Origin of the sequence: Xanthomonas hydrangeae (assembly GCF_032697525.1) — a bacterium.
GTDB classification, from domain to species: Bacteria; Pseudomonadota; Gammaproteobacteria; order Xanthomonadales; family Xanthomonadaceae; genus Xanthomonas; species Xanthomonas hydrangeae.
In genome coordinates, this window is the sequence record NZ_CP103836.1 from 1344057 (window position 1) to 1366792 (window position 22736).

Consider the following 22736-nt stretch of genomic DNA (forward strand, 5'->3'; position numbering starts at 1 on the left):
ACCGGGAGCATCAGCAAGCGACAGACGCAACGGCGGCTGCGTCTGTCCTTGCAGCGTGCAATCCGCGAGCGGATCACCCGCGCGATCGATCGCTCACGGTCGGCCGCTTTCCCACTGGCGCAGTTTCTCGCTCTCGTGCAACGCATCCCTGAGCGTCGTCAACTCGGTATCCAATGTCGCGGTGAGGTCGTTGCGTGGCACTCCGCTGAACATCGCCTTCTGCCCGGCGTGCAGCGCATCGCGCACCGTGTCGATGGTCGCAATCGAGGGAGACTGCGTGCCGATTTCCGCGCGCAATGTCTCCAGGGCTTCGCGCAACCTCCTCGCCTGCGGCCCCGGTGCAGGCGCAAGCCGCTCTCCCTCTTCCAGGGCGCGCGCAATCTGCGCCGGTGTCGGCGCCGAAAACAGTGCGATCGCCGCGTCGATGGGTTCGGCCAGCGCCTGAAGCGTGCCTGCGATGGTGCGTTGATGATCGGCGGCGCTGGCGGCGCGTTCCTGATCCAGGCGCGTCGCCTGGGTGGTGTTGGCGCCGTTCTTGGCTTTGAGCGCATTCCAGACCGTATCGTTGAACAGGGTCTGCGCTGCCTGTTGCACGACCGTGGCGGTGGAGTTGGCGGCTTCGCCTGCAACGCTGCCGTTTGCGTTGCCGCCGCGCAAGGGCGCAGCGATCAGGCGGCCGGCCCCGAGCGAAGCGAAATTGGCCAGCACGTTGCTGAGCATGTGGCGGCCCAGCATATCGCGTAGCGCAGTGGTGATCGCGTTGGTGGTGCTCAAGGCCTGCCTGGCCAACGCCATGCCTTCCATTCCGGTTTCCAGCAGGTAGTTGGGGAAACGCACAGCGTCGGACCATTGCGCCGGCCGACGGGTCTTGTCCGGCAATGCCAGCGCAAACAGATTCAGCCGCTGCTGTCCGCCAAGCAGATCGGGCACGCGCATCTGGCCGGTACGCGCAACCGCCTTGCCGGTTTCGAGCATCGCCTTCTGCACGACCCCTGCCCCGCCAATGGCGAGCGCGCTCAAGCCCAGTTGGCCGGCCGGCGTGCGCGTGCCCGGGTCGTCGGAGGTCCGCCGCGCCGCGTTGAATCCCGCGTTGATCGTCGGCTTGAGCAACAAGGTGTCCAGGGATTTGTCGTCCAGGGTCGATTGCCACTGGGTGATTCCCTGGCGGAGGTCGTAGGTCTGCGCCTTGAGCTCGGGAAGCGTTGCGCTGTTGCCCTCGCCGTGCCGCGTGAAGCGTTTGCCTTCGGCAGTGATTTCCAGCAGGGCCGGCGGCGGATCGGGCACCAGGATCTTGGGGTCGATGGCCTGGAACCGCGGCAGATTGGCAACGCGCGCACGCCGATCCATCGCCGGGATCAGCAACGTATCGCTGGTATAGGACATCAGGCCCGCCACCGCGCCGGACAGCGTCGTGCTACTCAGCGTCTCCGATCCAGGCGCACGCGCGCCGTCGTAGGCTGCGCCCGCCGCGAGACCGAACGGGGTCCGCATCGAGCCGATGACGAAGGCCCTGAGACACTCGTAGGCGATCGGCCACGCCGCCTTTGCGCCTGCCGTCTTCATATCGCCGACGATCTGGTATCCGGCATCCGGCCCGAACGCGGTGATGCGCTCATCCACGCGCGCGTCCGCCCATTCCAGATACGCGGCCTGCAGTGCCTCCTGCTCCTCCGACGGCGCTGCAAATGGCAGTTTGTCCAGGCGTGCACGTATCTGCCCCTTCAAGTCAGCGGCTGTCGACGCGCTGCGCTGCGCATAGGTCGCTGCATCGGCAGGCGCGGCAGGCGCGTCCGACACATCGCTGACCGAGGACCCGGGGCTTAGCGGCGGAGTGTAAAACGCTGCATCCGTCAGCGACGAATGCGACGAATGCGAGGACTCCGAGCGATGGGATGCGCCATGCGAGGACTCGGCATGACTTGCGTCGGTGGTCACGCGACGTGAAAACGCCGCGCGACGAGCACGCAACACCGGCCCAGGAGAGCGTAAGCCCGCAAGCGGCCCGGTTGGAGGCCGCGTCTGCGGTGCTGCAACGGCCTCCTCGGCCTGCGTCGGCTGTGTGGGGGCAGGCGAGGTTACGCGGCTGCTGGAAGAGGTCCCAATGTCGCTGGTGAGCTTCATGAGGTCACCTCCGCCGCGCTGCCGGCCTGCGTCACCAGCGCGTCCAGCACCACACGGGCGACCACTTGCCCGCGCTCCAGCGCATTGGCCACGGCATCGGGCGTGCCCTCGAGCAACAGCGGGCAGACACACAGCAGCCCAAGATCAGAGAGCGTGAGCCGCCATCCGTAATGCGTCAGTAATTGTTCCTGCAGCGCCAGCAGCGCCAGCAGCGTCACCACCTCATCGCCGCCGAGCTCGCGTGCGGCCAATGGCAGGATCACTTCCGGAAACGCCGTCATTTCGCCCTGCTGCATCTGCCCGTGGACACGGCACAGCATGCCCGCAGGACCAAGGATGGTTTCGCCTTGGCCAAGTCGCTGCGCAAGCTCCTCAGGCAACCCAAGACGGACTCCCAGGCTGGTGAAAAATGTGTCGTTCGCCGCCTGAAGATTTCCTGATTCCAACGTCATCTGAGTCTCTCCGGGGAAAAATGCGATGAGTTGCCAATGCACCAGTTCGGTAGGACGCAGTGTCTGGATCGGGATACATAGCCGAGCGAGCCGCTGCGAACCACTCGCGCCGAACACGAAGTTGGAATCCTGGAAACTGCGCAATCGCGACCTGCGTCATACGTCGCGCATGAGTACGCAAACAACAGATGGTTGGCCACTGCTTGCCTCTCTTGGTCTGATGCATTTCAGGGTCGCACGCATAGTCGAACTGGGTGCAGCGATCAGCATCGCATCGACAATCATGCCCGACCGCAGGCTCTGACCCTTGCGCGCCAGATGCGCGTTGACAGTGTCCAGCGTCCGCGCGGCGCGGCCATGGGTTTCCAGCAGGCGGCGAAAGTTGAAAATCCCGGTCTCGTCGGGCAAGCATCTTCGCCAGGAAGATCTCGCGGCGGGATGATGCATGTTTGATCCCAGGTTTGGTGGTGCCCTCTGATGAGAGCACCAACGGGGTCGGCTGTAGCGCGACTTAGCCTGCTACGGAAGGCGTTCTCTGCCATGGGGCTGCTGGCGTGACATGAACCCTTGCATCCCGATGTGTGCGTACGCCTACGCCGGATTTTGCGGCGTCGGGGTGGATACCTGGGGCTTGGTGTCCACAACCGGGGCAGTCAATGCCAAGGTCGCGACGCTTTCTTCTTCCCAGTCATCAAGCTCAGTACAACCCGGCGGCGTATCCACGCGACTAAAGGCTTCCTGCGCAGGTACCTGCAGTTCGTCCTGATCTTTCGATGGAGCGCCGTGGAGCTCGTTCTGATAGCGGCGCTTGTACTGATCGTGGAAATCTTCCTTGAGCTCGAAGGTTTGGGGCGTGTGGAACTGGACTTCCCAGAGTGCGCCTTCGGGACTGCGCAGCGTGACGTTGACTGCCTTGAAGGCCTGCCGGCGCTTGGTGAATAGGTTGGTCAGCTTGACGCGCGCATGACCCTGATCGTCCAGCGAGGCCAGCACGCCACGCAAGCCATCGGTAAAGCGCACTGGCTCCAGTACCACGCTATAACGCAGTGCATCGTTCACACCTTCCACCGCTTCTTCCAAAGTCTTTTGCTTCAAAGCTATCTGCCGCTGAAGCTTTGCCACCAGCGAGCCGAGCGACTTCAGTTGATGATTTCTTCCCCTCAGTCGCCCATCATGATCTTGGGCCAGGCGCTCAAGCATCTTGGTGACCCGGGGCTCCATCTCACTGGCGCGTGCCAGAAGGGCTTTGGCTTTCAGCGCGATGTCCTCCGGTCGTACCGCACGAAGACGCTCAGCAGGTGGCGGCGGCGGGTTGATCAGGCGTGCCTGCTGCAGCGAGTTCAGCGCATCTTTCATGACGCCTGCCGCCATCGTCGGCATACGCTGCAGGAGCACCTTGGTCTGCTCAGCGTCGAAGCGCCCGTCGTGCATTGCCCGGGCGGTCGCTTTGCTATACGGCACGATACGCACCCTGTCGGCGAACGACCGTTCCGATCGTTCGCATGACTCCACGATTTTGGAGAAGAGCGCCGTACCGGTATCGGATTTGAGCGCATCTGTCCCAACTTTGATTGCCAAGGTGAACAGGTTACGCATGCTTAGCTCCGGTTCGCCGGGAATGAGACCCGGTTGCCCTTGCGGAAATTGGGCGTGTGATAGCTGGCACACCGGATAGTTGTCGAGGATGGCGTGGATACGTGATTCGGCATCAGGCGCGGCAGCGTATGCCTCGGCAAGCCGCAGGAAGGCTTCGGCAAGCGCATCGGGCAGGCGCGGCGCGTCTGTGGAGGCGGCCGAATCCGGCTCCAGCCCGAGCAGCTGCGCGTATAGCAGTTCGGCGGCTTCACGCGCTTCGCGCATGTGGGCGCGCTCGATGGCTTCATGCGCCTGGGCGCGTAGTTCCTCCAGCATCCGAGGATCTCTGGGCTCGCCGTCGAGCACCTGGCGCAAGCCATTGCGCAAATCCCGCTCGATGCCATCGTAGGTGCCGAACATCATGCTACGGGCCATCGCCTCGCGCAGTTCGTCCGGTTGCGCCATGAAGCGCGCTGCCAGGGTGCTGGCGGTGCCCGTGATCTTGCCGCCACGCTGCAGCGACATGATCTCGGACAGCCGACCGGCCTGGTAGTGACCACTGTCAGGATCGATACTGGGCGTAGCCGTCTTCGGCGGCTTGAAGGACTGCGGCTGGCCGCGCCGTTCCTCACGATTGGCCACCTCACGCGAAATCAAGGCTGCCAGCTTTGGGTAGCCCGCGTACACAAATGCGTCATCTCCGTCGGTGTCCATATTGCGCTTGCGCAACTCCGCGATTGGCAGCGCGCCGAGGCGTCCGGGCTCCACGATCTCCTTGAGCCGCAGGCTGCCCGTGCTGGGCATGTCGCGCGGCACCGCACTACGGTTTCGTCCGGTGGTCCAACTTGACAGCGTCTTGAGATCCTCCTTGGAGCACACCAGGTCAGTGTTCACGAATTCGGCCGGCCAGTTCTCCTCAGGCACCACGATGAGCATGCCCTTGCTGTGCAACATATGGGTATCGTCACCCGACCCGTCGTCGAACCCGGTATAGCTGTATTGGATACCGAAAGACCGCGAGAGGAACTCGGCGGTGGCGTCACCCTTCGCCACCGTCGCGACCCGATCCTCTGGCACGGGAAGCAGATTCTCCTTGTCATAGGGTGGCTTGCCGATCAACAACGGGCCGCCCGCGGCGTCAAAGGCCTGGCTACTCTCGCGCACCAGATGTACCTTGTCGTCGGCGGAGGGTACCGCCCGGACTCTCTTGCCCTGGTAACCGCCACTGGTGGCCAGCTCGAACAGCGCGAGTTTGTTCACCGCGGGCGGCAGCGCCTCAAGCCGGCGCTGCATCGCCTCGTGCGCCTCCTGTAACGCCATCTCGTCGCGCGGGAAGTGCTGTAGCGCCTGCGGCGCCAGACGCGCGGAGCGCTCGTCCTGCGCAATGAGGTCACGCTGTTCTTGGGTCGCCTGACCAGCCTGCACAGCTTTCCAGGCAGAGAAATACTTACGAAAGGCTGGAATTCGCTTGGCCACCTCCAGCTTCAGAAAGCCGCAGCCATCGTTGGGGCAAAGTGCCAGAGGTCGCCCGTCCGGTGCCAAGGGCTTGAAGGGGTGTTCTGGACCACTGACATCGTCGAAGAAGCCCAAACGCAGCGTGCCCTCCACCACATGGTCGCTTGGCACCATCTCCAGCAGTGAGCGCTGCATGCGCGACCAGTCCTCACGCTGCGGCGCGAGCTTGGCGACCAGCTTCATGAGCCTGCTGCCCGGAGCAGTGTCGGCATAACGGATCGCCGGCAGTAGCGACGGACTCCCGGACTTGCCGGCAAGCAGCTGTCTTGGGCGAGCCATGTTGCCGCGCGTGGCACGGCTACCGCCAAACATGTCGAAACGCCAGGGCTCGCCCTGATATGTCAATGTGCGCGCCAGCATGAACGTTGAAATCGATCCCGGCAACTCAACTTCCACCAACGGCAGTCCGGTTAGACGCGCGAACAGCGAATACGGCTTGTTCGTCTCGGCTGCGTTGGTCGAAACTTCCTTGCCACGCAGATCGACAACGATGTGGGTCGTGCTGCCGGTGCCGGACGCCGGCGCGCGGGGCTTCCCGGGTTCCGAACGCATGCTCAGGCGCCCGGCACCCAGGTCGAAGTCGCTCGGTGGATGCGCCTGCGCAATCCTCGGCGCCTCCTTCGCCATGCGCCGGTCCAGCGCGTCGAACAGGTCATCACCGGCCTCGATCTGCGCGATCAGGTTCCAGCTCATCTCGCCAAGGTCAGCCTCAATGGCATGGCGTGTACGCTCGAGCGTCTGGCCAACCCATTCCACCAGCTGATCGCGGCGACGTTGCAGTTCCTTTCGCGTACCTTTGAGGTGCGGCGGCTTCCATTGCCGGCTCACCACCGCATAGGCCTTGAGCATTTGGAAGAACGTCAACGCCGGGCATCGCGTAGCGTGCTGTTCGGTTTCCACCGATGCACGTGAACCGCCAGATCTGAGGTACAAGTCGATCTTGCGCTCCAAGATCGGCTGCAACGCGTTGAACACCCCAAGGGCGCGACTGCGATGACGAGACACCAGTTCCGGATTGCGGATCAGTGGCAGCAGACCCAGGCACAGGTTTCCCAGGCCCTCGAGAGTCGTCTCGCGTAATCCATCATCGCGCATGAGCGCTGCGATCCGCTCGAGTCCCGGTAGCGCCAAGGGGCGCATCTGGCGGTGAAGCTGCGCCGACGAAAGGGCCTTGAATATCTGTGCAATCTCCGAGGCCGAGGCAGACTCGAAGCGTTCGCGGTGCAGCTCCAGATGCCCGGCCACTGCCTGCAACTTGGCGTGCCCCAGTGCGTCGAACTCTTCTTCTTCAACCCGCAACAGGCGGGACATTGCATTGGACACCAAGGCGACCCCACGCATGCCGAACCGCTGCCATGGCAGCTCGGTCGAGCCTGGGCGCTTCGCGAGCAGCGATAACGCCTGTCGACAGACCGTCTCTCCAAGCATCTTGCTGAGCGCGTTGAGCGACAAGGCCACATGCTGAGGGTCAAGGGCGTTGCGCAACGCACTATCATCCACGAGCCGCTTGGCCAGAACGCTGGCGGCGGCATCGCAGAACTGCGCTTTGGACCATTTGCTCAGCGCGTTCAACGCGTTGGCCACGCCTTGCGGTTCGAGGGCTGCACACAGATCAGGATCCTCGGCCAGCTGCGTAGCCAGAGTGCCGGCGGCTTCCGCGCAGACCGGGGTGTCCGCTCGGCCAGAGCTTCGGCGCCCGCCTCGCAGAAGTTGGCTTCCGGCCATTTGCTCAACGCGTTCAACACGTTGGACACACCTTGCGGCTCAAACGCGTTGCACAAAACGGGATCTTCGGATACTCGCGATGCTAGAGCGCTGGCAATCTCCTCGCAGATCTTCTTTTCGGGCCATTTGCTCAGTGCATTTAGCGTGTTGGCTACGCTTTGAGCGTCCATCTCTTGGAGCAAATCAGGATGCTCGGCAAGCCGCAATGCCAGAACGCTGGCAGCCTGCTCGCAGACCTCCACATTGGGCCATTTGCTCAGTGCGTTCAGCGTACTCGCGAGCTGCGTCTCAGTTAGCGCATTGCGTAAGCGATTGCTGCTGGCAAGTCGCTTGGCGAGCGAGTGCGCCATGGTCCGGCAGTCCTGATCATCGAACCACTTGCTAAACGCATTGAGTGCCAGGCTGATGCCCAGAGGGGTCAGGTAATGCTGGTCTTGGCTGTCATGCAGACGACGAGCCACGCGAGCCACGGCGCGCCCACACCTACGGCTGTCAGTGTTTTTGGCAAAAGCATTCAGAAGCAGAGCATAAGATTTTCCATCGAGCCGCAACGGTGCCTTGGCCCGCTCCAGCTGCCCTACGATCCACGCGATCGCCTCCATGCATGCGGGAAGGTTAAGGTGCTTGTTCAGCTTGTTGCCCACATGAGCCAGCTCCCTCAGCGAGGCACCATCGAACCACCCGGTCTTGTAGAGATACTGCGCCGCCAGGGCGGTACAACGATCCAGATCCCCTTGCCCCACGCTTCGGAGTCGCCTTGCATTGGCAATCATCAGAAGATACGTGCTGAGCCACCCCGTGTTGTCGTTCGCCTCGGCGCGCCCATCCAGGAAGGGCAGGGCCAGCTTGCAATCGATGCGATGCGCCAGCTCGTTGCGCTGTGCCATTGGCAGGCATAGATCAGCGCTACGCGACCGAGCTCTCCGCCTGAGATCATCCAATTGTTGCCGTTGCAGTTCCCGCTCTTGACGCAGCCGTTGCTGCGCTGCCGGGCTGAGGTTTCGTTCGGCCCGCTGAAGATCTTCTACATTCAATTCCAAACCACGAGTTTGACCGTGCGCATGCCTTGGCCGCTGTAGCGGCCGATACGGCTCTTGCCCATCTCGCGCCCGCTTGCTTCCTCGATTGGCACCGCGGCCACGCCAATATCTTCTGTCGTCAGCTCCAATCCAAACGTTGGTTGCTGTGGCATACGACGCGAGGACGTGCTGGCGTAGGCAGGCGCCCTGTCCGTGCGCGACTCGGGTACCCTACGGCGTCGGTCGGCGGCATCATCGCGCCGATGCAGATGACTGGCCGTCTGTTGCTGGGAGCGCCTGTTCAATTCGCCGCTATCGGCAGCATTTTGCAAATTCACCGACAACCGCTCTCTGCGTTGCGGTGCCATTCCGGATTCGTCCTGTTCTACCCTTCGCCGTTTGGCCGGCTGCCTTCCAAGCCGCTGCTCACTGCCACTGGCGCTCACGCTGGTTGCAGCCTGCTCCCCGGCTGGCCTGGGCTGATCCTCTTGAGAGAGAGACCAATTTTGCTCGATGGATTTTGAGTGAGGTTAGAGGTTTTCATGCCGGCAATTTATTTCGAATCACCTGCCAGCGGCCTGCTCGCTGCGAAGTCTTGATATTTTTTGCGATGCGCTGGTGCAGCTTGTCTATCAGAGCGTCATCCGCAGTGTTTCGCATAATGAAAATAATGTGCAGATCATTATCGTCATATAGCAAATTTAATAATCATCGATGCATACGTTGCCATGCAGAACATTGACGCGTCGTTGGACAAGGATAGAGAGCACATACACGCAGCAGATGGGTACAACGAGTCGATTTTCACTACCATCAGGCTGGATAAATTCGCCGCCTTTCAATTTCCACCTCGCATCACATTTGCGGCGCGTGAAAATCGACTCCCCCACAACTGATCACCTGATCATTCCATAAAAAAAGTCACTGAAATTCTCTGTACTCATGCAAACTGTTACCAGTCATGGACTTACTGTGCTCCAGCGCTTGGCGAAGCTTGAGCTCGCGCGCGCCCTTGATCTGTCTCAGCCTCAACGGTTTTCGTTCGTCAGGTACAAAGCGGTCACGGAATAATCGTGGATGCAACGATTGTCGGAGTACCGAGATCGACAAAGAACGCGAACAATGCCTGCTATCCGCAGATCCACCAGATCCGCAAGAGTCAGCAGCGGCACTTCGGCATGAAGCTGCACATCGGCGTGGTTAGCCGGACCGGGCCGGCGCATAGAGGCGCGATGACGACGTCGAACGCGCACGACAAGCAGGTGCCGGAAGACCTGCTGCACGGGGACGCGTGACGGGCGAACCGGAATAGCGACTATGCCAACTAGAGGGCCCTGCTTCGGAAATACGCTCTGCATGCGCAGGGACTTCACGAACAAGTAGGGGCGCAAGCGCGACAAGGTGGATGACGTAGAACGAAACAGGAACCGCACCACATCGAAGATCCGGGCGCGAGCGGAGTACATGTTTGCGTCGGTGAGTCGGTTACCGGATTCTGCCAAAGTGCGTTACTGAGGCCCAGAGAAGAGCGCCAACCCAGCCTCGCGGCGCTGGCGTTGGCGAACCCATCTACGGCGCGCTGTCGATTGGCGGCATCGAGACAGCTGCTGGCGCCAGCATATCGAAAGCGACCTCAAGCGCGCCAATACGATCTTGATCAGGCGAACAACGCAGCGCAACTGTCTCGGCCCAATCCTGCACCAGGACATAGCGACTTGAGGAGCGTTGCTGTGAAGTTACAAATTCTCGGTCCGCATTTGCCTGGCCAATCGAGCGATTCCTTTGATTGCAGCTCCGTTGCACAAGGTCATCGCTCGAAGACGTTCGCTACCTGCGGCGCGCCCTCAAATTCCTGAGGTTTTCCTTCGTGTCCGCCTCGAAGTTGTCCGCAACTTCCTTCGGAATAATCTGCTTCCCCAACGGCACTCCGCCCGTGCCCTCCAGATTCTGGCGGATTTCGCCTTCTTTCTTCTCTTTATCCAATCGCACCTCTTCATAATGCAAGCCCGCCAACACAGGCGCCTTGAGCATGTCCGTCGATCGATTAATGTCGTTGCCTACTAAATACCCTTTGACACCGTCAATGCGCTTTTGACGCTTGGCTGCCCCCTTGCCTTCCCCTTTGACTGCGCCCTCGCCTGCACCCTTGGCCGCACCCTCGCCTGCACCCTTGGCCGCACCCTCGCCTGCCCCCTTGGCTGCGCCCTTGCTCGCCCCCTTGGCTGCGCCCTCGCTTGCCGCCTTGGCTGCGCCCTCGGCGACCCCTTTGGCGGCCCCCTTGGCTGCGAGCCTGGCCGTAGGTCCGCCGACTGCGCCAACGACCGCCCCCGCCATGTTGATGCCGGCGAGTTTCCACGCGAGCGACATGTCGCCACCTTGCAGTGCGGTGTCGAGGACCTGTGCCGCCTGCGCTTCGCTTTCCAGTGCCACCGCTGCTACATCGGCAAACTCGCCAATGATGGGGATGCCGTTCAACGCACTCAGTCCTACGGACGCCCAGTCCATGATCTTGCTGTCCCACTTGAGGAACTCATGCAATCCCTTGCCGAAGGTGCCGATGTCCTTTTTTTTCTTCTTGATCTCGGGTTGATCGGCTTTGCCCATCAACATGTCCGCGACAGCCTCCTTCTGGTCGGGCGATGTGGCCGCGTGCGTGGGCGATTTATCCACGGTCTTGTTAGCCGCCGTCATATGCTCGTAGAACTGCTGAAAATCCTTCTTGCTGATCTTGCCTGAGTCGACGACATGGCCGCCGCCGAAGAAGCTGTGGGGCTTCTTGTAGCCGGTGATCGCGTTGTTCAACAAGCCGAACAGCAGCGGGTCGCCCAACAGCTGTTTGGCGGCGTCGCGAACTGCGGGGTCGGTTTTATCGTCTTTGACGATCGTGTCGAGCTTGTCGCGGGTCACCTCTTTGCCGTCGCCGAAGAACGCGTCCTGGTGGCTGTTGATGGTGTCCAGCGTTTTCAGCTCGGGCGCGGTCAGGTGTATCTGAGATACGGATTTCTGCAGGAGATCCGCGGTGCTCATCTGGCCCGAGTCTCCCGCCAGCGCCTTCCACTGGTCGGGGTGCTCGCGAAAATACTGCGCGGCGGCGATAAGCTGCGGCGGGTTCTTGGTCTTGGTGTTGCCTTCGACCAATTGCTTGAACGCGTCCTGGTTTAGATCCTTCGGCAGATAGTCCGAGTAGCGATAAAGTTCGCGCATCGCGTCGCTTTCGGTCATCACCGTCGGCTGGGCGTTGTCGGGGCTGTCCGATGGCACATAATTCTGCGTGTAGCTTTTGGCATGCTGTTCGGCATACTGCGCGATCTGCGGATGCTTTTCAGGTGCCGAAAAGCGAGTGAGATCCTTGGCAGTAAATTTGCCATCGCAACTTCCCTTGCTGCCCTGAGCACCGATTGCATGGAACAAAGCCGGGTCTTGTTGCAGGTCTGCGAACGCTTTCTGCAGATCCGGCGGCGTGGCGGGGTCTTTTGACCTGGCATCGAGATCTGTCCACTTAACCGGGCACTTGTCCTTGTGGCGATTAAGTGTCGCGACAATGTCCAGTTCGCTCTGGGAGAGCGTGCCGCCATCCCACGTCACCGACGACCCATCGACTGGCGGCGGCAGGCCGCGCCCTTTGATTTTTTCTGGGTTATAGGTCGCGTTCTTCCCGCCCAGCGCAGTGACCTGCGGATGGCGATCGGCAAAGTCGTAAAGGTTGGCCGCAATGAGCGTGCCGTTGCACTTGCCCTGATCGTCGTGGTGGTGCTTGCCGTGCCCCTGAGCCGCCATCGCGAAGAACAGGCCAGGATCCTGCTGCAGGCCTTGCAGCGCTTTCTTCAGGTCGGGCGGCGTGGCTGGGTCGTTGATTTTTTTATCGAGCTTGGCGAACTCGATCGGCGTCATGTCGCGATGCTGATTGAGCGTGGAGACGATCTCAAGCTGGGACTGCGTGAGCGTGCCGCCGTCCCAGGTCACCGATGACCCTTCTGCGGCAGGCGGCGGCGTCGCTCCCTTGATGTTCCTGGGATTGAACTCGGCATTCTTCCCGCCCAGATCGGTCACCTGTTGATGGCGGTCTGCAAAATTCCACAAATCGTCGGCCTTGATCTTGCCGCCGCATTTGCCGTCGCCCTGCGAGCCGATGGCGAAGAACAGACGCGGGTCTTTCTGCAAGCCTTGCAGCGCGCTCTTCAGATCGGGAGGCGTGGACGGGTCGTTGATCTTGTCGTCGAGTTTTGCGAACTCGAGCGGCATCTTGTCCTTGTGCTGATTTAGTGTCGAAACAATCTGAAGCTCCGATGCGGTGAGCATGCCGCCGTCCCATGTCACCGATGATCCATCCACCGCAGGCGGCAGCCTGGATCCCTTGATGTCCTTGGCATTGAACGGAGTCGGTAGCGTCGGCCAGGAGGTGCGTTTCTCGATCGGCTGGCTGGCCTGCATATCGTCAGCCGAAGGCGTGGACAACCCGGGAATGCAGCTGCCTGATCCATCGTTTGGCGTGTTGCCGTAGATGGCGGCAATCAGCTGGTAAATCTGCTGCAGGAACAGGTTGTCCATCGCCAGCAACAGATCGGAGTCAGTCATGGCCGAATCGGATCCGGGCGCCTCCGGCGACGACGTGTCATCCGTGAGAGGGAGAAAGAGACCGGTGGCACTCCCGGTCGAAAGCGTGTTGAGCGACATGTGCGGCCTCGTAGTGGCAGAGCAGTGACAGAGCGGCTGCATATGAGTACATGCTCATACGGTCACACGGGCATGTCTCACGCGGCGAGCACAAATGTTGCCACCGCCGGTACAGGACGCATGCACCGATGAACTATTTTGGCGAAAAAAGCGCAGGAATAAGGTCACGAGGGCGATACCCTACCCAACATCAGCTTAGGGATGGTCTGATCAACGCTACCCGAGGACAGGAAGTCGTCCGCCAGCAAAATTCTCTCCCCATCGATGTCATTTGAACTTCGAAGATCCAGGCTGGGCATCAGCCGTCAGGCCGCTTTGGCGCACGACCTAGTCCTGACCATTCCCCCGGTACCACTGGCGTAGTGGACACTGGCGTGGCCGGCGGGCCGCCCTGGTCTGTGCTTGCAGCATCGAAATGGGCTTTCGGAGCACTCCAGAACAATTTTCTCAGCACGACGATTCTCTCTCTTCCATTGAGGCGGCAGCCCTATTGAGTACAACCACGCCCCACGCTTGTAGTTCACGATGCGTTTTTGCCGTCGCAACTTGGGATCGATCATCCCAACGCCATAACGGCGACGGCGGTGCGCCAACGCACCAAGGCGCCAGCGCAGTTCGAAATTACTGTCGTCGCGCAGGCAATAGCTCAGCGCACTGGTGCCAATGCCGATCGCTGCCAAGGTGCGGCGCTCGCTGGCACCACTCCCGATCCACGCGTGCACCGGCGCGCGGCGCGCCAATGCGCTCACAACCTTTCTCGTAGCGCATCCTTGACCAGAACGTTGAATCGCTTGGCATCGGGCACGCTCATTACGGCGAGCCTTGCTACGCGACGGGGAGCAAAGACGCCCCACTGAAGCCATGGCGCCCGCATAGGTCCTTGATCGCGACGCCCGCGTCGGCTTCGCGCAGAAGCCTGATGATCTGTTCTACGGGGAAAACGCTTCTTCACGTCAACTTCCTCGGAGTAGGAAATCAGACTCCAAACCGGGGCGCTAATCGAATCGGGGGGATGTCGGGTTCACTTGCGCGGGCGGATGGCGGGCTCCTCCATCGACCTACCACCTAAACCCGTTGCCACGCCAGGCAGCATCTGCATAATTTTCTTTCTCGATTGTGCAGTACATAATCTTATCGAACGACTTTGAGGAGAGTGCTGAGGATTGATATCTGGTGCTTGGGTCGCCAACCGAAACGCGTTCGTTGAAAAATTTGCTTGTATCCACATAGGCATCAATGTGCCTTAGGAGCGGCTGCCCAATTTCAGGTGCGCCTCTCTGCTCAAGAAGATATTCATTGACATTCTCAGTCGATACTGGGCTTACGTTGGCAAGTGCAGCGGTCGCTCTGGCATCTGGCTGAGCCCGTGGAGGCCGTTGGAACAAGGGAGTAGGCTGCGGATTTAAGCCTTTTGATTGGTCTAACGTCATTGCTGTTGGATGTGTCACCCACGCATCCACAACGACCGTATCTTTCTCGCCCCACGTGGGGTCACGGGGATCACCGATCAGCACGTAAGCATGGTCTTCATCTGCGTCGCTTACTCGAAGTAGAGGCGCATTGAGTGAGCTGGCCGCCAATAGCGTATAACCCACATTTGCATGTTCGTTGCAGTTTCCGGCTTGGTAAGCTACAGCCCTACCCGCATTCTGAATGGGATCCTGGTTATACTCATTGTCTCGCAGCATCGCCCGCCTTGCCCATGACTCTCCTTGGGTGTAACTGATGTCAGTTTTCTGGTTGCCTGCACCATAAGGTAGCAATTATTTTACTTTCAGCACTGTATCTTCAGCGAGCTTCAAGTTTTGCATAGTGGAGGCGTTTACTTTCTTCTTTTTCGAACTGAACTTACTCAACCCGAGGAACTCAGGAGCTGTATATTCATGAAGTTTGACAATGGACTCTTGATCGAAGCCTGCCAAGCCATTGGGTGAAAGGGATTCGTGTAAGCCATTGGAACGATGGATCTTTGGCATGTCAACGTCCTGGATACGGGACGGAAGTCTGATCCTCTTGGCACCTTAAGATTTCTCGAAGAGCGAACCTTTATTTTCATGTGCGAAATAAGCGAGTTAATCGACCGTCGTTCTGGATGTCGTCTAACGCGCGATGGAGCATAAGCGTGGGCTAATCAGTGTCACTCAAGGACAAGAAAAAATCGGATCCACCGCCGCATCGCAAATGCACGCTGGGGAGCAGTGCGGAGCTTCGGACCAATAGCCATCCGTTCGCATCTTTTTGCGCAGTGCCGGATCGGTTCTGACTTACTTGTTGTCCCCGCGCTTTTTTCGACGAGTATGTGAATATTTACACAAAGCTAGACAGGGCGAGCGCACCCATACTCATTGGCAGCCCGACCACATGCTTCAGAAGGATCCTCTTCGAGATCTTTTCGAAGGGGCGAAAGCGCCACTTTTAATCGCGGAAGCTGGTAGAAAATCGGAGCTACTCCTAATCCTTCGATTGACTAATTGTGCGCTGGCAGGGCAATCGGCAGTATTCAGCAATTATTTTCAGTTGCCGGCGACGTGATTAATAATTGTGAATAGAGCGCACCGAATAGTTAATCAGTGACGGCGTTATGAACGCCAGAACAAAGGAAGAAATCATGCATCGTGTCGAAATGATCAAGCAGCGCTCTATAGAGTTGGCTGAGTCGACGAACCTTACCATTGTGCCGACAGATTCCGCGACGGCAACAAACACTACTGGCGGCCGCCCTGCTAAGCAGTCGCCGCAACTACACGGACTTGCCGCCAGGCCCCCCAAGCCCGTAAGGCAGACCGTTGTGGGTTCGTCTGATGTGTTGCCGGGGCCATCAAGCCCTGTGTTATTACCCGCGGCTGCCATGCAGCTTCAGCGCATTGACCCAGGCGAAATGCTGAGAAAAGCACTTGGCAAGGCCAGGATCTTTAGAGATGTGATCGGCAGTAATGAAGGCCCGCAGGGACAACGAGGGGCTGCGTCAAAAGTGGCCCCGGAACAGAAGGTCAAGCTATCGCTGGCTGCCATGAAGTCTGCCCGCGAAGGATTGCAGGCTGTCGCCGATTTGAAGGTGCAGGGGCGGTTGCAGTCTAAAGCCGCAGTGGAGCACGAACATGCATTGTTGACGCTTCTCGGAACGTCCGCTGCAGGCGGTTATGCAGCACGTGACGAATTGCTGGAAGACAAGTGGATGCAGCAATTTGGCCTCATTCAACCGATTGAGCCGGCGATCGGCGCCATCACTGTGCAGGCGGAGCTACACAACAGTGATGTTGAGCGTCAGCAAACCGAAGAGTGGCAGGGGTATTTGAGCGAAATCGAACAGTACCGGGGAGCAATGGATGAGTTGCTGAGACGCATGAAGGCGCCGGATACACACAAGAAAATACGCGAAAATGTCTCAGCCATGGTGCCGTTGATCAGGACCAATTTGGGTTTTTGTCATGAAACGATGCAGTCAATCCGGAGTCTGCTCGTCGATATCCATCGTCTGCAGCTGGAGCGTCAGGTCGAGGCCAATGGCATGCCGGAAGTCATGGCTAGATTGCACGAATTGGACGAGGCCAAGAACTATCGCGGCGATAGCGTAGCAGCGGCGTTTACGGCGCTGAGCCAAGTCGTGATCGAATCGGTATGCCCCTCGGAAGCCGGGGTTGCCTTGATACCGCAGGTGGTGGCACAGCACAAAGACGTTCTTGAGGACTATGCAGAGCACTTTGGTCGCATCGGTCTGAAGCTATGCGTGGATGTCGCTGCTCTCATTGATAATGATTGCGACGATCATATCTGGCGATCGATGCTCGATTTGGCGAAAGCACTGACCGATTATCGACAGTGTGTGCTTGACCTGACCAGTTCCGTTGTCGCCGGAAAACGCGAGGTCGTTACGTCGCCATCTGCAACGATCGAGCAGCTGCCCGTGCCGAGGGCGTCGCCGAGGCCGGCCCGCAAGCATCGCAAACCGGGCAATCGAGCGGCCGAAGAGTCTAGCCTCGTCCCTGCAACCCCTGCCATCTTTAGCGATACACGGACGCTTGTACAAAAACAGGCGGACGCGCTGTTGAAGAGCGTTCCGTTGGAACGATCCATGGTGACCGAACTGGACGCGGACTTCATGCTGATTGCGAAAATGCTGGGAAAAGACACCAGCAGCGTCGACAGTATGATGCATCGCTCCGGGCAAGATGCGGCGATTGCTTTCACGTTCGTACGCGCGTCGGTCCGGGACTGGTTCGCAAGGGATCGGTTGCTGCAGACAAAGGCGAAACTGTCGCCAGAAGACGATCGGGTTGCCCAACTCACCGAGCGTTTGCAGCTGGTGGACATGCTCGAGCAGCGTGTGCAGATCCGCGAAGCAGATGCGCTGAAGAGCGACCCGCAGCCCCGTTCGCCGCATCTTTCGCGCTTGCTGAAGATGAGCGAGGTTGCCCGCGTAACTTCACCAATTCGATTGCCCTCCGACCACGACAATGGAGATCGCGGCACGCTGTTTGAGATACGCATCGACCACGCACCGTTGTCCAACGGCAAGCGCCCTGCGCCATGGTTCGTACACCTGCATACTTCCGAGCCGGTGACGGCGGACGCGTTGCCTACCCTGGGCTACAAGGCTTTTAACGCCGTCCATCTGAAAACGGCAAGAGAGAAAAATCTAGGGAAGCGCTGGGAGATGCTCATGCGAGCGCTCGGTCATGCCGATGCGAAGGTACACCGCTCCACGATCGATTCGGCGCTGCTCGCCTCGTTGTTGCACATGGGAAGTGGTGGTGAAGCCGCAGTCGGATAGTTCTCAAACCAGTAGTGGCGACTGCCGTTAGCGCCATGCTTCGTTCAAGATGACAGGGCTCCGGGGAGCGCCTGTCACATGGCCATGCGTGCCGGCAGAGTGTCAGTTGTTATCGCGATTTGTTCGCACAGAACTTGGTAGATCAGAGTGCGGTTAAATGCCGTTTAAAGATGGAGAAGGCGGCAACGCGACCTGGCACCTTGTGTCTCAGAGCCAGCGCAATGGCGGACAGCGGGCACATGACGGCTCGGCGTATGCACAGCGCAAGCAGCAGCTTCGCGCCCCAACATGTGTGCTTGGCGTGTGGCGTTCAATCGCTGTTGATGCGCCCCAGCGCCGCAATTCCTTCGCGCAAGTGCTCCACCGTACTTGATGAGACCTCGTCAAATGTCTGACTTCTCGTGTCATCTGTATACACAGTGGCTGGATTGGTGCTCAACCGAGAGTCCCACATTGAATCTTTGTCGACTCTGAACGCATGCACTGCCAATTCGTCCCCAAGAGACAATGCCGGCTGTTTACGCATCGCTTTGCTTCGGCTCAGTTGCTCTTCAACCTGCTCCGAAGTCATCGGCTGAATCACTGTGGCGTTGTCGGCCATCCTATGCCACTCGGAACTACCGGGCGCAAACGTATTAACAATCATGCCGTCATTGGGCCGGAACGGAGTCCAGGTGTCTTCCCTGGCGTCGTGTAGCTTTGCTTCGGACAGCGTCATTGCAGAGGGAACGACAGGCCAAGGATCAACCACGACAGTGTTCTTGTCTCCCCACGTCCTGTCTCGTGGGTCGCCGATCATAGTATACGTGTGGTCCAATTGCCGAGCCTCCCAAACACGCACGACTGGTGCATTGATCTCGGTCTCGGGCTCGCTGCCCATACGAAGCAATATGGCAGCCGCCAAGGATGCATGCACTGGGCAGTTGCCACCTTGCGAATACTTGGCCCTCTGCAACTGAGCTTGCATGTTGCCATGTGGGGCAAGTTCGTCGCCGAGCCTGAGCCGAGCCCAGCTTTCGCCACCACTTGCTGCGACATCCACAACTTGGTTACCAGCCCCGGTGTCCAAAACATCCTTGACAACCCGATTCGCCATTTGCCCAACTTGCAGGTGAGCCATGGTCTGCGAGTTAACCTTGACAGACTTGCGCGGGAGGCCTGCCAGGACACCTAGTTCGGTGCTCGATAATTTTTCGTGGGCCCGCACCGACGGTGCATACTGGACACCCGATGCCAATGGGTCTATTCCTTCATCGAGGCGCGACGAAGTCGAATAACCGACGCCGCCATCAGACTTTATACAATTTCCCATAATTTTTCCTTTTCGCTATAAATTCGTTCTCAGCGGGCTGCTGAAATAACGTTTCAAAGGCGACCGGCGAAAAAAGCATACCGCTTAGAACCGTCTACAACCCATTTCTGAGATTCGGGCACCACGGACACGCATCAAGAATCGCCTCTTAGTCTATGTAAGCGTTTATCGAAAGAGGTTGGGTGGACGCGAATCCATAAGACTAAAAACGAAAAAATCCGGCGCGCGACAAAAAGATCCGCAGTGTGAAATATCGGATCATCGCGATGCCGAGTAGAGACGCGTGGGGCTAGCCATTGCCCTTTCTATATCTACATCTTCGAGATGTTTGAGCACATCTAGCCCGAACTTTATTTCGCTTAGCATGCGCAAGCTGGCGCTCGATGGCATCGGGACGAAAGCCCATTTCGTTCAAGAGCGTGGATGCAGTTGTACGGGAGCCATGCGCAGAGAAGCAGATGCTGTCCTTTCCGTTGAATCCCATACGCTCAAGCGTGCGATCCAACATGGTGGCCGTCATGGACTCTTGTGGCCTCTTATAGTTGGGCAACAGGAAGCCGCGTCCACCTGTAGACGTCTGCGATTCCTTCAGCAATTCGAGGTCCAGCCTGGACAGCGGAACGATGTGCTGTTCACGGGTCCCGGTGGGCAGGTGCTCGGCCTGGCGACTATTAGATCAATGAAGGGGCTGCTTTAACGGCGCGCGTGCCTTGTCATGCTCGGCACGTGCAGAGGGCAGCAATATCTCCGGATACTCGCCATGACATAGACACCTTCCTTGCTGACGATGCGGATTGCAGGAACTCACTGCGCAATCAGGAAGACCGCGTAGATGTTTTCAGCGTAGGTGCCGGCAATTTGCTTCATCCGGTTCTTCCTTGATGAGAGAGGTGGTTATGGACGCATGGCGGAGTGGCCGAGCACTGCGAAGTCCGCACACAGACGATCGACAGCGGCTGCCATGGTCGCCCACGAAGTCACGAAGCGGATCACGTGACTGCCATCGGCGCGGACTTCCCAGCGCTCGAAGTCGTAGCGTTGCGCCAGCTGCGCGGCCTGCTGCGCGCTGACGGCGACGAACTGCTGATTGGTCGGCGAGTCGCTGGTGAACTGCGCGCCAGCGGCCAGCAATCCCGCGCGCAAACGCTGCGCCATCGCATTGGCATGCGCAGCCAGCTCGAAGAACAATGCATCCTCGAACAAGGTGGCGAACTGCGCGCCCAGCACCATGCCCTTGGCCAGCAGCGCGCCGCGTTGCTTGATCAGATAACGGAAGTCGGCCTGCAAGGCAGGAGTGAGGATGACCAAGGCTTCGCCGAGCAAGGCGCCGTTCTTGGTGCCGCCGATGTAGAACGCATCGGTCAGCGCAGCGATCGTCGGTAGATCCAGATCGTTGCCATCCGCTGTCAGCGCTGCGCCCAGGCGCGCGCCATCCAGATACAGCAGCAAGTCGTGCGCGCGGCAGAAACGCGACAACGCGTCGAGTTCGGCACGCGTGTAGATGGTGCCGCTCTCGGTGCTGTTGGAGATGTAGACCAGGCGCGGTTGCACCATGTGTTCGTTGCCGTGCACGCCGAGCACCGGCTGGATCAGCGCCGGGGTCAGCTTGTCGTGCAGCGCGGGCACGGTGAGCACCTTGTGGCCGGTCGCTTCGATCGCACCGGTTTCGTGCGTGGCGATATGGCCGGCTTCGACTGCGATCACAGCCTGATGCGGGCGCAGAAACGCGGCAATCGCGGTCAGATTGGTCTGCGTGCCGCCGACCAACAGATGCACCGCCGCCTGCGGTTGCGCGACCGCCTGCCGGATCAACGCAATCGCACGTTCGCTGTGGCGATCGGTGCCGTAGCCGGCGTTCTGCTCGGCACTGGCCTGCACCAGTGCCTGCAGCAGACGCGGGTGCGCGCCCTCGCCGTAGTCGTTGCGAAAACTGATCCGTACGGCGCTGCCCTGCCCGTCCATCACAACCCCTTGGCAGCCTGCGCAACTGCACGAAACAGCGCGCGGCCCTTGTTCATGGTTTCCTGCCATTCCAGGTCGGGATCGGAGTCGTAGACCACGCCGCCGCCGGCCTGCACATACAGGTAGCCGTCCTGGATGACCGCGGTGCGGATCGCGATTGCGGTGTCGGCATCGCCGTGCCAGCCGATGTAACCGACTGCGCCGGAATACACGTTGCGTTTGACCGGCTCCAGCTCGCGGATGATTTCCAGCGCGCGGATTTTCGGTGCACCGCTGACGGTGCCGGCCGGGAACGTGGCACGCAGCACATCGCTGTAATTGAGCCCGGCCTTGAGCGTGCCGGTCACTTCGCTGACGATGTGCATGACATGGCTGTAGCGTTCGATCACGAACTGCTCGCCGACCTTGACCGAGCCCGGTTCGGCCACGCGGCCGACATCGTTACGCCCCAGATCAATGAGCATCACGTGCTCGGCACGCTCCTTCGGATCGGCCAGCAGTTCGGCTTCCAGCGCCTTGTCCAGCTCGGGCGTGGCACCACGCGGGCGGGTGCCGGCGATCGGCCGCACGGTGACCACACCATCGCGCAGGCGCGCCAGGATTTCCGGTGAGGAACCGACGACTTGCGTGCCGCCGACATCGAGAAAATACATGTACGGCGATGGATTGAGCGCGCGCAAGGCGCGATACACATCCACCGGGCGCGCGCGAAACGGCACACGCAGGCGCTGCGACGGCACCACTTGAAAAATATCGCCGGCGCGTACGTATTCCTGCGCCTTGCGCACCACTGCGTGATATTCCTCGCGGGTAAACGATGAGCGGAAATCCGACTCATCGATGGCATCGGAAATCTGCGCCTGCGGATACCCCGCACCGCCCTGACGCAGCCGGTGCGCCAACTCGTCCAGGCGCCGGTTGGCGCGCACATAGGCCTGCGGCTGGCGCGGGTCGGCATGCACGATCAGGTACAGACGGCCCTTGAGATTGTCGAACACCGCCAGCTCTTCGGAGAGCATCAGCAGGATGTCGGGCGTACCGAGTTCGTCGGGCTTGTCGCCGCCACCCAGGTGCGGTTCGATGTACTGGATGCACTCGAAGCCGAACCAGCCGACCAGGCCGCCGGTGAAGCCGGGCAGGCCGTCGAGCTGCGGCACCGAATGCTCGGCGCGTAGTGCATCGACTTCGGCGAGGGGGTCGGCAACCTCGCGGGTTTCCAGCACTTCGCCGTGCTCGCTGATTTCCAGCGTCTGCCCGCGGAAGCTGTACACGCGCCGCGCGGGCAGGCCGATGATGGAATAGCGCCCGAAGCGTTCGCCACCTTCGACCGATTCGAACAGATAGGTATAGGCGCCGTCGGCGAGCTTCAGATAGACCGACAGCGGCGTGTCCAGATCGGACAGCACTTCGCGGACAACGGGAATACGGGTGTGACCTTCAGCGGCCTGGCGCTGGAACTGCTCTGCGGTGATCAAGACGACTTTCCTTCCGGGACTCTGTGGCGGGGCGGACGACGGCAACGGGCCACCATCGCCACCAGCGGCGAGCGGAAGAGAAGGAGCGTGAAGTCGTCAGGCGGGACACGCCGCTACTGTAGCGCAACTGCTGCG

The 22736-nt window shown here is 60.0% G+C and carries 12 protein-coding genes and 3 pseudogenes; 2 read left to right on the top strand and 13 right to left on the bottom strand.

Annotated elements, in window-relative coordinates; all coding sequences use genetic code 11:
• Positions 1-93: 93 nt before the first annotated feature.
• The 5 genes and pseudogenes from xopF1 to NYR97_RS05475 form a co-directional block, all read right to left on the bottom strand.
• Positions 94-2121 (bottom strand): type III secretion system effector XopF1, encoded by a 2028-nt coding sequence (gene xopF1, locus NYR97_RS05455; protein WP_316697007.1) that lies wholly within the window; start codon positions 2119-2121, stop codon positions 94-96.
• A complete protein-coding gene (gene hap3, locus NYR97_RS05460) occupies positions 2118-2573 on the bottom strand; it encodes an Hpa3 family type III secretion system protein (protein WP_316697008.1) in 456 nt (151 codons plus the stop codon). The genes xopF1 and hap3 overlap by 4 nt, the downstream gene beginning before the upstream one ends.
• Before the next feature lie 196 nt (positions 2574-2769).
• A pseudogene (locus tag NYR97_RS05465) lies at positions 2770-2981 on the bottom strand (IS5/IS1182 family transposase); the annotation flags it as partial.
• A 183-nt stretch (positions 2982-3164) separates the two neighbouring features.
• A pseudogene (gene xopAD / locus NYR97_RS05470) lies at positions 3165-8422 on the bottom strand (XopAD/skwp family type III secretion system effector).
• Positions 8419-8775 carry a hypothetical protein gene (locus tag NYR97_RS05475; protein WP_316697009.1) on the bottom strand — a complete coding sequence of 119 codons (357 nt, stop codon included), beginning with the start codon at positions 8773-8775 and terminating at the stop codon, positions 8419-8421. Before NYR97_RS05475 ends, xopAD begins: the two are co-directional and overlap by 4 nt.
• A gap of 705 nt (positions 8776-9480) precedes the next feature.
• On the opposite strand from NYR97_RS05475, the gene NYR97_RS05480 reads away from it, so the two are divergent.
• A complete protein-coding gene (locus NYR97_RS05480; protein ID WP_425613039.1) occupies positions 9481-9702 on the top strand; it encodes a transposase in 222 nt (73 codons plus the stop codon).
• A gap of 532 nt (positions 9703-10234) precedes the next feature.
• Here NYR97_RS05480 and NYR97_RS05485 read toward each other — a convergent pair.
• The 4 genes and pseudogenes from NYR97_RS05485 to NYR97_RS05500 all read right to left on the bottom strand — a co-directional run bounded on the left by NYR97_RS05485 (position 10235) and on the right by NYR97_RS05500 (position 15057).
• Positions 10235-13081 carry an HrpF/NolX family T3SS translocon protein gene (locus NYR97_RS05485; protein WP_316697010.1) on the bottom strand — a complete coding sequence of 949 codons (2847 nt, stop codon included), beginning with the start codon at positions 13079-13081 and terminating at the stop codon, positions 10235-10237.
• A gap of 494 nt (positions 13082-13575) precedes the next feature.
• A pseudogene (locus NYR97_RS05490) lies at positions 13576-14005 on the bottom strand (transposase family protein); the annotation flags it as partial.
• A 134-nt stretch (positions 14006-14139) separates the two neighbouring features.
• Positions 14140-14769, bottom strand: a complete 630-nt coding sequence (locus NYR97_RS05495) for a hypothetical protein (RefSeq protein ID WP_316697011.1) — start codon at positions 14767-14769, stop codon at positions 14140-14142.
• Between the two features lie 75 nt (positions 14770-14844).
• Complete coding sequence (locus tag NYR97_RS05500; protein WP_316697012.1) at positions 14845-15057, bottom strand: hypothetical protein; 213 nt, start codon at positions 15055-15057, stop codon at positions 14845-14847.
• Between the two features lie 632 nt (positions 15058-15689).
• On the opposite strand from NYR97_RS05500, the gene xopP reads away from it, so the two are divergent.
• A complete protein-coding gene (xopP, locus tag NYR97_RS05505) occupies positions 15690-17852 on the top strand; it encodes a type III secretion system effector XopP (RefSeq protein WP_316697013.1) in 2163 nt (720 codons plus the stop codon).
• Between the two features lie 310 nt (positions 17853-18162).
• Here xopP and NYR97_RS05510 read toward each other — a convergent pair whose 3' ends face one another.
• The 4 genes from NYR97_RS05510 to trpE form a co-directional block, all read right to left on the bottom strand.
• The gene (locus tag NYR97_RS05510) at positions 18163-19089 is read right to left on the bottom strand and encodes a hypothetical protein (RefSeq protein ID WP_316697014.1); all 927 of its coding nucleotides are present in this window, start codon (positions 19087-19089) and stop codon (positions 18163-18165) included.
• Positions 19090-19453: 364 nt separating this feature from the next.
• Entirely contained in the window at positions 19454-19816 is a 363-nt protein-coding gene (locus NYR97_RS22405; protein ID WP_425613065.1) for a tyrosine-type recombinase/integrase, read from the bottom strand.
• Positions 19817-20058: 242 nt separating this feature from the next.
• The gene (locus NYR97_RS05515) at positions 20059-21126 is read right to left on the bottom strand and encodes a threonine aldolase family protein (protein ID WP_316697015.1); all 1068 of its coding nucleotides are present in this window, start codon (positions 21124-21126) and stop codon (positions 20059-20061) included.
• Positions 21126-22601, bottom strand: a complete 1476-nt coding sequence (trpE, locus tag NYR97_RS05520; RefSeq protein ID WP_316697016.1) for an anthranilate synthase component I — start codon at positions 22599-22601, stop codon at positions 21126-21128. Before trpE ends, NYR97_RS05515 begins: the two co-directional genes overlap by 1 nt.
• Positions 22602-22736: the final 135 nt, after the last annotated feature.